This is a genomic window from Pseudomonas sp. Pseusp88 (assembly GCF_047303955.1).
Classification (GTDB): domain Bacteria; phylum Pseudomonadota; class Gammaproteobacteria; order Pseudomonadales; family Pseudomonadaceae; genus Aquipseudomonas.
The window spans coordinates 226022-238199 of the sequence record NZ_JBGLYM010000006.1; the positions used below are offsets into that span (position 1 = coordinate 226022).

The window sequence follows — 12178 nt, forward strand, 5'->3', positions numbered from 1 at the left end:
TACCTCGCCTAAATGTCCCAGCCGATCCGCCTGAAAGACCATGAGAAAGACGCCCGTCTGGTGCGCGGCCGGGTCGTGGTCGGTGCTGTGGCCGTGGTGGTGCTGGTCTGCGTGCTGATTGCGCGGCTGTATTTCCTCCAGGTCATCCAGTACGACTACCACTCCACGCTGTCGGAGAACAATCGGGTGCATGTGCAGCCGATTCCGCCCAGCCGTGGCCTGATCTACGACCGCAACGGCGTGGTGATCGCGGACAATCGGCCCAGTTTCAGTCTGAGCATGACCCGCGAGCGCTCCGGCGACTGGGCTCAGGTGTTGGACACTATCGTTCAGGTACTGGACCTGACGCCGGACGACCGGATCATTTTCGAGAAGCGCATGAAGCAGGGGCGTCGGCCCTTCGAGCCCGTGCCGATCCTGTTCGAGCTGACGGAGGAGCAGATCGCCCGCATCGCCGTCAATCAGTTCCGCCTTCCCGGCGTCGAGGTAGTGGCGCAACTGGTCCGGCATTACCCGCAGGGGGCGCATTTCGCCCATTCCGTCGGCTATATGGGGCGCATTGCCGAGAAAGAGCTGAAAAGTCTCGATCCGGTCAACTACAGCGGTACCCATCATATCGGCAAGACCGGCGTAGAGCGCTTCTACGAAGACGAGCTGCACGGCCAGGTCGGTTACGAGGAAGTCGAGACCAACGCCCGTGGCCGCGTGCTGCGGGTGCTCAAGCGCACCGATCCGGTGCCCGGCAAGGACATTGTGCTGAGCCTGGACATCAAGTTGCAGGAAGCCGCCGAGAAGGCCCTGGACGGGCGGCGCGGCGCCGTAGTGGCCATGGATCCGGCTACTGGCGAGGTATTGGCCATGGTCAGTGCACCCAGCTTCGATCCCAACCTGTTTGTCACCGGGATCAGTTTCAAGGCCTACGCCGAGCTGCGTGATTCCATTGACCGGCCGCTGTTCAACCGCGTGCTGCGCGGCCTGTATCCGCCCGGCTCGACAATCAAGCCGGTGGTGGCGATAGCCGGCCTCGACAGCGGAGTGGTCACGGCCCAGACCCGGGTGTTCGACCCCGGTTACTACATGCTGCCCAACTACGATCACAAATATCGCAACTGGAACCGCACCGGCGACGGCTATGTGGATCTGGACACCGCGATCATGCGTTCCAACGACACCTATTTCTACGATCTGGCCCACAAGCTGGGCATTGACCGCCTTGCCAGCTACATGAACAAGTTCGGTATCGGTCAGAAGGTCTCGCTGGACATGTTCGAAGAGTCTCCCGGCCTGATGCCGTCCCGGGACTGGAAGCGCATTACCCGGCGCCAGGCCTGGTTCCCCGGCGAAACCCTGATCCTCGGGATCGGCCAGGGCTATATGCAGGTCACACCGCTGCAACTGGCCCAGGCCACGACCCTGGTGGCCAACAAGGGCATCTGGAACCGGCCGCACCTGGCCAAGACCATCGACGGGGTGCCCCCGGTTGATCCGAATCCTATGCCTAACGTGGTCCTGCATGATCCAACGTCATGGGACAAGGTCAATCACGGCATGCAACAGGTAATGCACGGCGCCCGCGGTACTGCGCGCAAGGCGTCCATCGGAGCGCAATACCGGATTGCCGGCAAGAGTGGCACGGCCCAGGTCGTGGCTATCAAACAGGGTGAGAAGTACGACCGCTCCAAGGTTCAGGAACGCCATCGCGACCACGCCCTGTTCGTCGGCTTCGCCCCGGCCGATGCACCGAAAATCGTCGTTGCAGTGATGCTGGAGAACGGCGAGGCCGGTTCCGGCGTTGCTGCACCCGTGGTCCGCCAGGTAATGGATGCCTGGTTGCTGGGCCCGGACGGCTTGCTCAAGCCTGAGTACGCCAGCTCTGCCAATCCGGAGGCTGCGGCCCGTGAAGAGTAATTTCGATCGCATCCTGTCCAGCGATGACGTGATGCGTCGTCGCGCGACCTTCCTGCAGCGCATCCATCTCGATGGCCCGCTGTTGATCCTGCTGCTTACCCTGGCGGCGGGTAGCCTGTTCGTTCTGTATTCTGCCAGCGGCAAGAACTGGGACTTGCTGATCAAGCAGGCCAGTTCCTTCGGTATCGGTCTGATAGCGATGGTCACCATCGCTCAGCTCGAGCCGCGTTTCATGGCGCGCTGGGTGCCGGTCCTGTATGTGATCGGTGTACTGTTGCTGGTGGTGGTGGACGTCATGGGCCACAACGCCATGGGGGCGACGCGCTGGATCAATATTCCCGGGGTGATTCGCTTCCAGCCTTCGGAATTCCTCAAGATCATCATGCCGGCGACCATCGCCTGGTACCTGTCCAAGCGCACCTTGCCCCCCCATCTCAAGCATGTAGTGCTGAGCCTGGGGCTGATCGGCGTGCCGTTCATCCTGATTGTACGTCAGCCTGATCTGGGCACATCGCTGCTGATTCTGGCGTCCGGGACCTTCGTGCTGTTCATGGCCGGCCTGCGCTGGCGCTGGATCATCAGCGTAATCGCTGCTGCGGTGCCGGTGGCTGTGGGAATGTGGTTCTTCATCATGCATGACTACCAGAAGCAGCGGATCCTGACCTTCCTCGACCCGGAAAGCGACCCGCTGGGGACCGGCTGGAACATCATCCAGTCCAAGGCGGCCATCGGTTCGGGCGGGGTTTTCGGCAAGGGCTGGCTGCTGGGTACCCAGTCGCACCTGGATTTTCTCCCGGAAAGTCATACCGACTTCATCATTGCGGTATTGGGCGAGGAGTTCGGTCTGGTCGGTATCTGCGCACTGCTGGTGATCTACGTAATGCTCATAGGTCGCGGTCTGATGATTACCGCCCAGGCCCAGACGCTGTTCGGAAAATTGCTTGCCGGCAGCCTGACCATGACGTTTTTTGTTTACGTTTTCGTCAACATCGGTATGGTCAGTGGCCTGCTACCGGTGGTGGGCGTGCCCTTGCCCTTCATTAGCTATGGAGGAACTTCGCTGGTGACACTGCTGTCAGCGTTTGGGGTTTTGATGTCGATCCATACACATCGAAAATGGATCGCACAGGTTTGATTAAGGTGAAGAATTCAATGCGGGAAATGCTCAACCGGGCGGCTCGGTTTGCCCCTCTGGTCGGCCTGGTCGGCATTCTTGGCCCTGCGCAGGACGCAGCGGCCGGGGATTACGAAGGTTCGCCCAAGGTGGCCCAGTTTGTCGGTGAAATGACCCGCGACTACGGCTTTGCCGGCGAACAACTGATCGATGTGTTCCGCGAGGTCGAGCGCAAACAGGCGATTCTCGACGCGATTTCCCGTCCGGCCGAGCGGGTCAAGACGTGGAAGGACTACGCTCCGATGTTCCTCACCAGTGCCCGGGTTGCCCGTGGTGTGGATTTCTGGCGTCAGCACGAGGCCTCCCTGGCCCGTGCCGAACAGGAATATGGCGTTCCGGCCCAGGTGATCGTGGCCATTATCGGCGTCGAGACCTTTTTCGGCCGCAACACCGGTAACTATCGGGTGATGGACGCACTGTCGACCCTTAGCTTCGACTATCCGCCACGAGCCGACTTCTTCCGCAAGGAGCTGCGCGAGTTCCTGCTGCTGGCCCGTGAGCAACAGGTCGACCCTCTGACCATCAAGGGGTCCTACGCCGGTGCCATGGGCCTGCCGCAGTTCATGCCGAGCAGTTTTCGCGCCTACGCAGTGGATTTCGACGGCGATGGCCACATTAATATCTGGAGCGATCCCGATGACGCCATTGGCAGCGTCGCCAGCTATTTCAAGCAACATGGCTGGGTTGCGGGCGAACCGGTGGTCAGTCGCGCTACCATACGCGGCGACCGCGCCGAAGAGGGCCTGAGCCCCGGTATTGAACCTGTAAAGACCGTTGGGGAGTTGCGAGCCCTGGGCTGGGCGAGTCATGATGCGCTGCGCGACGACCTGCCGGTCACCGCGTTTCGCCTGGATGGCGACAGTGGCCCGGAATACTGGATGGGTCTGAAGAATTTCTACGCGATTACGCGATATAACCGCAGCGTGATGTACGCCATGGCCGTGCATCAGCTCTCTGATTTGCTGGTTCAAGCTCGGGGCGTCAAGTAATGCGATCATTGTCGATGCGCACATCAATCAAGGTTTTGGCCTACGCAGCACTGGGCCTTTTGGTTGTCAGCTGCACCTCTACGACCAATCGTTCGCCACAGCAGGGCAATGCCATCCGCTCGAAACCGGGCCTGGATATCAACCGTGCCCACAAGGACGGTGCGCCGTGGTGGGATGTCGATGTCTCGCGCATCCCCGATGCCACGCCGACCCTGCATAACGGCCCGTACAAGGCCAACCCGTACACGGTACTGGGCAAGACCTATTTCCCGTTGAGCGATTCCAAGCGTTATGTGGCTTCGGGCACGGCTTCCTGGTACGGCACCAAGTTTCATGGCCAGAACACCGCCAATGGCGAGGTGTATGACCTGTATGGCATGAGCGCGGCGCACAAGACCCTGCCGCTGCCCAGTTATGTCCGTGTCACCAACCTGGACAACAACCGTAGCGTGATTCTGCGGGTCAACGACCGTGGTCCGTTCTACTCCGACCGCATCATCGACCTGTCCTACGCGGCGGCGAAGAAACTCGGTTATGCCGAAATCGGCACGGCGAGGGTCAAGGTCGAGGGGATCGATCCGCAGGAGTGGTGGGCTCAGCGTGGTCAACCGGCGCCGCTGTTGGTTGATCAGCCGCAGGTAACGGCCCAGGCGGCCGCACCGGCCCTGACTGCCTCGACCGGCACCATTGAACAGTACACGCCGCCGCCTCAACAGCACGCAGCACCGGCCGTACCCATCCAGATCGACGCAAAAAAAAACGGTTCAGGACCGCAATCTGGTCTGTTAGTCCAGGTGGGCGCTTTCGCCAATCCGGACGCTGCGGAACTCCTGAGGTCGAAATTGAGCGCGATGGTGCAAGCGCCAGTATTCGTGAGTTCCATAGCACGCAATCAGCAGACGCTCTACCGGGTTCGGATGGGGCCAGTCGGCACGCCGGGTGAGGCCCAGCAGCTGCAGAACAGCGTCCGGGCGGCCAATCTGGGCCAGGCCAGCGTGATTCCTGCGGAGTAATTGAAGGTTTTACGGTTGTCTGTCCGACATGAGTTGCCATAAGAGCAAGCGTCACAGGCAACTGTTCACAGGATCGCCTGTCGAACAGGAGGTCTTGTCAGCCAGGGTAATAGCCTGGCGCCGCAGGTCGCGGCGGAGCGCCGACGCTCTCACCGACCTGATCAGCTTTGCCCGAGAGGGCATGTTTGCCCATTAGCATTTTCGAGAGACGGATGAACATCACCACCTTTGCAAAACGCCTTTGCCTGCTTGTACCGCTGATCATCACCCCGGCCGCCTGGGCTGCCGAGCAGATGACGCCTTCCGCCCCGCAACTGGCAGCCAAGGCCTATGTGCTGATGGATGCCAACAGCGGCAACGTCCTGGTCGAGAACAATGGCGACCAGCGCCTGGCCCCGGCCAGCCTGACCAAACTGATGACCGCCTACATCGCGACCCTGGAAATCCGTCGTGGCCAGATCGGCGAGAACGATCCGGTGACCATCAGCGAGAACGCCTGGCGTACCGGTGGTTCGCGGATGTTCCTCAAGGTGGGCAGCCAGGTGAGCGTCAGCGACCTGCTGCACGGCATTATCATCCAGTCCGGCAACGACGCCAGCGTCGCGGTCTCCGAGCACATCGCCGGTAGCGAAGATGCGTTTGCCGACATGATGAACAAGACGGCCGGCGACCTGGGCATGACCAACAGTCACTTCATGAACCCGACCGGTCTGCCGAACCCGGACCACTACTCGTCGGCTCACGACATGGCGCGTCTGGCCCGGGCGATCATCCACGAAGATCCGGCGCACTATGCGATCTACTCGCAGAAGGAATTCTTCTGGAACGGCATCAAGCAGCCTAACCGCAACCTGCTGCTGTGGCGCGACAAGACCGTCGACGGCCTGAAAACCGGTCACACCGAGGAAGCCGGCTACTGCATGGTGTCCTCCGCTGTACGTGACGGCATGCGCTTGATCGCCGTGGTCTTCGGTACCAACAGCGAACAGGCCCGTGCCGCCGAGACCCAGAAGCTGCTGACTTACGGTTTCCGCTTCTTCGAAACCCAGAGCTTCTACCAGAAGGGCACCGAACTGGCCCAGGCCACCGTCTGGAAAGGTACCGAGCGTCAGGTCAAGGCTGGCCTGGCTGAAGATCTGACCATGACCATGCCTAAAGGCGAGATGAAGAAGCTGACCGCCAGCATGAGCATGAACCCGCAGCTGGTTGCGCCTATCGCCAAGGGCGACGTGATCGGTAAAGTGGAAGTGAAAATGGACGATAAAGTGGTACACAGTGCCAACCTGATCGCCCTCGAAGGTGTCGAGCAAGGTGGCATTTTCCGCCGCGTGTGGGATAGCATCCGCCTGTTCTTCTTCGGCTTGTTCAACTGATTTTATCCAGTAAGCAATGCCGCACTGCGCGCCCGCCCTTATCCAGGGCGGGCGCGTCCGTCTTCACGGCTTGTGAGACCTTTACTGCCATGACAGAGCCAGACGTCAAGTCGCACAAAATCGAGTTTCCCTGCAACGACTACCCGATCAAGGTGATCGGTGATACGACTGTGGGGTTCAAGGACATGGTCATCGAGATCCTTGGCAAGCATGCCAAGCTCGATATCACGACCATGGCCGAACGCCAGAGCAGCAACGGCAAGTACACTACGGTCCAACTGCACATCATCGCTACTGGCGAAGACCAACTGCGTGATATCAATAGTGCCCTGCGCGCTACGGGTATCGTACACATGGTGCTCTGATGGCCGATGCTGTCCTGGGCTTTCGTGAGCTCGGCCTGCTGGACTACGAGCCCGCGTGGCAGGCCATGCAGCGATTTACCAGCGAGCGTGGCCGCGACACCGCCGATGAAGTCTGGCTGGTACAGCACCCGCCGGTTTTCACCCAGGGGCAGTCGGGCAAACCGGAACATGTTTTGTTGCCTGGCAATATTCCGATCGTACAGGTCGATCGAGGTGGCCAAGTGACCTATCATGGGCCTGGGCAACTGGTTGCCTACCTGATGCTGGATGTAAGACGCCTGGGTTTTGGTGTGCGTGATCTGGTCAGCCGGATCGAGCGCAGCCTGATCGGGTTGTTGGCTGATTATGGCGTCAACGCCTTCGCCAAGCCTGATGCGCCGGGTGTGTATGTCGACGGAGCGAAAATCGCGTCCCTGGGACTGCGGATTCGCAATGGCTGTTCCTTCCACGGGCTGGCACTGAACGTGGATATGGACCTTGAGCCATTTCGACGGATTAATCCCTGCGGCTATGCGGGGCTGGCCATGACCCAGCTGCGCGACCATGCAGGCCCGATTGAATTTGCCGAGGTAAGTGCCCGGCTGCGCGCGCAGCTCGTCAAACACCTCGACTATGCTGAGCAGACGACCCTAACGGGCGGAATCGACTGATATGACTACTGCTACTGATACTGCGCAAAGTGCTGTGCAAACCCTGATCCCGACGCTCGATGTCTCTGACCGTGCGCCCCGCCCGAAAGTCGAGGCCGGTGTAAAGCTGCGCGGTGCCGAGAAGGTTGCGCGTATCCCGGTGAAGATCATTCCGACCGTTGACCTGCCGAAGAAACCGGACTGGATTCGCGTGCGCATCCCGGTTTCCCCCGAGGTAGACCGCGTCAAGCAACTGCTGCGCAAGCACAAGCTGCACAGCGTCTGCGAAGAAGCGTCCTGCCCGAACCTGGGCGAGTGCTTCTCCGGCGGCACCGCGACCTTCATGATCATGGGTGATATCTGCACTCGTCGCTGCCCGTTCTGCGACGTCGGCCACGGTCGCCCGAAAGCTCTGGATGTGGATGAGCCGAAGAACCTGGCCATCGCCATCGCTGACCTGCGTCTGAAGTACGTGGTCATCACTTCGGTGGACCGCGACGACCTGCGCGACGGCGGCGCCCAGCACTTCGCCGACTGCATCCGTGAAATCCGCGCTCTGTCGCCAAATGTGCAGCTGGAGACCCTGGTCCCTGACTACCGTGGCCGCATGGACGTCGCCCTGGAAATCACCGCTGCCGAGCCACCGGATGTGTTCAACCACAACCTGGAAACTGTGCCGCGCCTGTACAAGGCCGCGCGCCCTGGCTCGGACTACCAATGGTCGCTGACCCTGCTGCAACGCTTCAAGCAGATGGTGCCTCACGTGCCGACCAAATCCGGCCTGATGCTGGGTCTGGGCGAAACCGACGAGGAAGTCATCGAAGTCATGAAGCGCATGCGCGAACACGACATCGACATGCTGACCCTGGGCCAGTACCTGCAACCGTCGCGCAACCACTTGCCGGTGCAGCGCTTCGTGCACCCGGACACTTTCGCCTGGTTCGCCGAGGAAGGCTACAAGATGGGCTTCAAGAACGTCGCGTCGGGGCCGCTGGTGCGTTCCTCGTACCACGCCGACGAACAGGCCAAGATCGCCAAGGCGTCGCTCTGATCCTGAGTTGAGGCAGTAAAAAAAACGGGCCGGATATCACTATCCGGCCCGTTTTTTATTGCCTTGGCTGAGGTGGGACCGGCTTTAGCCGGGAAGGCGGTCTGTCAGGCGATAGATGTTTATCGAATGTCTCGGCCTCTTCCCGGCTGAAGCCGGTCCCACACGGTCTGCACAGGTATTACCACCTCAAGGCTGGCGCAGCTTGTCGAGCAACTCATGGGTCGGATAACCATCGGCTGGCCAGCCCAGGGATTGCTGGTAGCTGCGGATTGCCTTGCGCGTATTGGCGCCGATAATGCCGTCAGGGGTGCCTGCGTCGTACTGACGGGTGGAGAGCAGGGTTTGCAGCTCGATGCGCTCTGTGCGGCTCAGAGGCATGTCGCCACGTGGCCATTCGCCCTGGATGTAGCCACCCCCCTTGAAGCGCTCGGCCAACAGACTGATTGCCAGGGCGTAGGAGGTCGAGTTGTTGTACTTGAGAATGGCACGGAAGTTATCCAGGACCAGGAACGCCGGGCCTCGATAACCTGCGGGCAGCACCAGTGCCGCCTGCTGTTGCAGAGAGCCCACGGGCAGGGGCGCGCCATTGGGCAGCTTCAAACCCAGCTGCTGCCATTCGGCGACGCTCTTGCGGGTCGACGCATCGGCCAGGGCATAGTCGAAGCCCTGAGCCAATTGCACTTCAAAACCCCAAGGCTGGCCGGTCTGCCAGCCGTTGCTTTGCAGATAGTGGGCAGTTGAGGCCAGGGCATCGGCCGGGGTGTTCCAGATGTCGCGGCGACCGTCGCCGTCAAAGTCCACGGCGTGGGTATTGTAGGTGGTAGGGATGAACTGGGTCTGGCCCATGGCGCCACCCCATGAGCCGAGCATCTGCTCCGGCTGGATATCGCCGTGTTGCAGGATCTGCAAGGCGGCCAGCAACTGGTCCTGGGCGAACGCGCGACGGCGGCCTTCATAGGCCAGGGTTGCCAGGGAGCGAATCACGTATTGCGTGCCCTGGAACTGGCCGAAGCTGCTTTCCATGCCCCATACCGCCACCAGTGCCTGGCGATCAACGCCATAACGCTGCTCGATGCCTTGCAGCACGTCAGCGTATTGCGCGAGCAGGGCCTGGCCTTTACGCACGCGTACCGGCGAGATGGCGCCGTCCAGGTATTCCCACACTGGCCGGGTGAATTCGGGTTGGCTGCGGTCGGCTTTGACCACGCTCATGTCCGGGGTTACTCCGGCAAACGCGCGGTCGAACAGATCGGCACGAATACCCGCTTTCAGTGCATCCACACGAAAACCCGCTTGCCAGTCGGCAAAGCTGATCGTGGGGGTGAAATCGAGGGCGGTGTCCGGCGCGCTGTTGGGCATTGGCGTGACCGGCAAAACCGGCAGGGCGGGTTGCGCAGTAGGCAACGTCGGGAGCGGTGTAGCGACAGCGGCAGTGGGTTTTTCAGCGCAGGCGACCAGAACGACGAGGCTGGAAGCAGCGAACAGCTGGCGTATTGGCCAACGACGGGAAAAACAAGAGGGCATGCTGGGGTCCAAGGGATTGCCGATAGGTGCAGACCTTAACACGGCTGCCCGTGGAAAGGGCCCTGAGCGGCGTTTCGTCGCTTTTCAGGCCGCCAGAAAGTCAGAAGCCTCCCAGCTTTTAGACTGGAAGGCTTCGCGGCGGTAGCTGCCTTTGCCCTTGGCGGGTTGTTCCTGTCGGCTGCGGAACAGGGGCTGGGCGACGATGGACTTGGCCTTGTTCGGCCGTTTTTTTGGCTTGCTCATGGCGGATGCTCTCTCTGCAGGTGGGTGATGCGGCGGCAATCATCGGATACAGAGGCGCTTGTGTCTAATAGATGTGTGCTATGGCGTCAAGGCGAGGAGGACGTCCTTGTGGGACCGGCTTTAGCCGGGAAGGCTTCGTTCCAGACGAAAGAAATATAGTGAATGTACTGACCCTTACCCGGCTAAAGGCGGTCCTGCAGGTCAGGTCAGGGACAACCGCTGTCCGGCCATCAGCAGCACCAGGCGGCTCAGGCTGCTCCACGGCGAACCCGGAGCCTGGCCCTTGATCTGCGCGTCGATCTGCTGGGCATCCACCAGCAATTGGTTCCAGCGCTTGGCCGAGAGGCGTTGCAGGGCTTTGCTCATCAGCGGCTTGCGCTTGTCCCAGATCGGCGGGCGGGCGGAGCTGAAGGCTTTGTCCAGGGGCACGCCCTGGCTGAACTGCATGGCCAGGTTGGCCAATACCCGCAGTTCACGGGTCAGGGCCCAGAGAATCACCGGGGTCTCAACCCCTTCGCCGCGCAGGCCCTCGAGCATGCGCAGGGCATGCGCCGCTTCGCCATTGAGCACGGCGTCGGTCAGGCCGAAGACATCGAATCGCGCGCTGTCGGCCACTGCGGCCTGCACGGTCTCGACGGTAATCTGCCCGTCTTCGGCCATCAGCTTGAGCTTTTCGATTTCCTGGGCGGCGGCCAGCAGGTTGCCCTCGACCCGGGCGGCAATCAGCTCGACTGCGTCCTGGCTGGCAGTCAGGCCGGATTGTGAAAGACGCTGGCGAATCCACTGCGGCAACTGACCGATATCCACCGGCCAGATCTGCACGAACTGAGTCTGCTCGCCTTCGACCAGCGCCTTGCCCCACTTGGTCTTCTGCGCGCTGCCATCGAGTTTTGGCAAGCTGATCAGCAGCAGGGTGTCTTCGGCAGGCCGGGCGCAGTATTCCATTAGGGCTGCCGCGCCCTTGTCGCCGGGTTTGCCCGACGGCAGGCGCAGTTCCAGCAGGCGCCGTTCAGCGAACAGCGACATGCTGGCACCCGCCTGCAACAGCGTGCCCCAGTCGAAACTGGCGTCGGCGCTGAATACCTGGCGTTCGTCGAAGCCTTGCTGGCGGGCGGCGGTACGAATGGCGTCGGCGGCTTCCTGGCACAGCAACGGGTCATCGCCACTGATCACATAGACCGGTGCCAAGGTGCCTTGCAGGTGTTTGCCGAGTTGTGCGGGGGCGAGTTTCATCGGTCAGACGAGGCGGGGGCCGGCGAACCGGCCCCCGAGCCCTTACTTGGACGGGATTTCAAGAGGCGACTGCTGTGGCGTCTCGTCGCGAACTTTCTGCGCCTTTTCCAGAGCTTCTGCTTCGGCACGGGCCACGTCATCGGCGCGCTGTTGCAGGGTCTGCAGGCGCTCCGGGGTCAGCTGTTGCAATTGAACGACCATTTTCTGTACCAGCTCGTTGCGCATTTCGCCACGGATCTGGTTGGCTTCCTGGTCGGAGCCGATCAGGTTGTTGCCGTCATGCACGTAGATTTTTTCCACTTGCACATGGTCGGAGACCAGCAGGCGATCCTTGAAGCCATGGAGCTCGTAGTTCAGCGTCGAGGTCAGGGCGTATTCGGCCGAACGCGCCGAGCCCGAGTAGCTGGCGGTGCGCTGGGTTTCCGGCTCGCTGACCAGGATCAGCTTGTATTCGGCGCCGGTGTAGATCTTCACGCCGCTGCCTTGCAGTACCCGACGCAGCAGGTTGACGGTATCGCCGTATGCGTCACGCGCCGACAGATCCAGCTCCTTGAGCGTGATCTCGGTCGATCCAGTGCCACGCAGCTGGAAACCACAGGCGCTCAGCACAACGGCGAGGCCGATAACCAGCAAGTTGCGTTTGATCATTTGATGCTCCCCTTGAATCCGTTTGGGC

At 61.2% G+C, this 12178-nt stretch carries 12 protein-coding genes; 8 read left to right on the forward strand and 4 right to left on the reverse strand.

Annotated elements, in window-relative coordinates; translation table 11 throughout:
* Window positions 1–12 precede the first annotated feature (12 nt).
* The 8 genes from mrdA to lipA all read left to right on the forward strand — a co-directional run bounded on the left by mrdA (window position 13) and on the right by lipA (window position 8502).
* Window positions 13–1908, forward strand: a complete 1896-nt coding sequence (mrdA, locus tag ACCD02_RS10805; RefSeq protein WP_413301183.1) for a penicillin-binding protein 2 — start codon at window positions 13–15, stop codon at window positions 1906–1908.
* A gap of 31 nt (window positions 1909–1939) precedes the next feature.
* Window positions 1940–3043 (forward strand): rod shape-determining protein RodA, encoded by a 1104-nt coding sequence (gene rodA, locus ACCD02_RS10810; RefSeq protein ID WP_413301363.1) that lies wholly within the window; start codon window positions 1940–1942, stop codon window positions 3041–3043.
* A gap of 26 nt (window positions 3044–3069) precedes the next feature.
* On the forward strand, window positions 3070–4071 hold the full coding sequence (mltB, locus tag ACCD02_RS10815) for a lytic murein transglycosylase B (protein ID WP_413301364.1): 1002 nt from the start codon (window positions 3070–3072) through the stop codon (window positions 4069–4071).
* On the forward strand, window positions 4071–5084 hold the full coding sequence (locus tag ACCD02_RS10820; RefSeq protein WP_413301185.1) for a septal ring lytic transglycosylase RlpA family protein: 1014 nt from the start codon (window positions 4071–4073) through the stop codon (window positions 5082–5084). The genes mltB and ACCD02_RS10820 overlap by 1 nt, the downstream gene beginning before the upstream one ends.
* A 212-nt stretch (window positions 5085–5296) precedes the next feature.
* Window positions 5297–6457, forward strand: coding sequence for a D-alanyl-D-alanine carboxypeptidase family protein (locus ACCD02_RS10825; RefSeq protein WP_413301187.1), 1161 nt, complete (start codon window positions 5297–5299; stop codon window positions 6455–6457).
* An 89-nt stretch (window positions 6458–6546) separates the two neighbouring features.
* The gene (locus ACCD02_RS10830; RefSeq protein WP_413301189.1) at window positions 6547–6822 is read left to right on the forward strand and encodes a DUF493 domain-containing protein; all 276 of its coding nucleotides are present in this window, start codon (window positions 6547–6549) and stop codon (window positions 6820–6822) included.
* Entirely contained in the window at window positions 6822–7472 is a 651-nt protein-coding gene (gene lipB / locus ACCD02_RS10835; RefSeq protein ID WP_413301191.1) for a lipoyl(octanoyl) transferase LipB, read from the forward strand. Before ACCD02_RS10830 ends, lipB begins: the two co-directional genes overlap by 1 nt.
* Window position 7473: 1 nt before the next feature.
* Window positions 7474–8502 carry a lipoyl synthase gene (gene lipA, locus ACCD02_RS10840; protein WP_413301193.1) on the forward strand — a complete coding sequence of 343 codons (1029 nt, stop codon included), beginning with the start codon at window positions 7474–7476 and terminating at the stop codon, window positions 8500–8502.
* Window positions 8503–8688: 186 nt separating this feature from the next.
* Here the strand turns inward: lipA and ACCD02_RS10845 are convergent, their stop codons facing one another.
* The 4 genes from ACCD02_RS10845 to lptE form a co-directional block, all read right to left on the reverse strand.
* Window positions 8689–10026 (reverse strand): lytic murein transglycosylase, encoded by a 1338-nt coding sequence (locus tag ACCD02_RS10845; RefSeq protein ID WP_413301195.1) that lies wholly within the window; start codon window positions 10024–10026, stop codon window positions 8689–8691.
* 84 nt (window positions 10027–10110) lie between these two features.
* Complete coding sequence (gene arfA / locus ACCD02_RS10850; RefSeq protein ID WP_413301197.1) at window positions 10111–10269, reverse strand: alternative ribosome rescue factor ArfA; 159 nt, start codon at window positions 10267–10269, stop codon at window positions 10111–10113.
* 201 nt (window positions 10270–10470) lie between these two features.
* A complete protein-coding gene (gene holA, locus ACCD02_RS10855; RefSeq protein ID WP_413301199.1) occupies window positions 10471–11502 on the reverse strand; it encodes a DNA polymerase III subunit delta in 1032 nt (343 codons plus the stop codon).
* A 42-nt stretch (window positions 11503–11544) separates the two neighbouring features.
* Entirely contained in the window at window positions 11545–12150 is a 606-nt protein-coding gene (gene lptE / locus ACCD02_RS10860) for an LPS assembly lipoprotein LptE (RefSeq protein ID WP_413301201.1), read from the reverse strand.
* Window positions 12151–12178 lie beyond the last annotated feature (28 nt).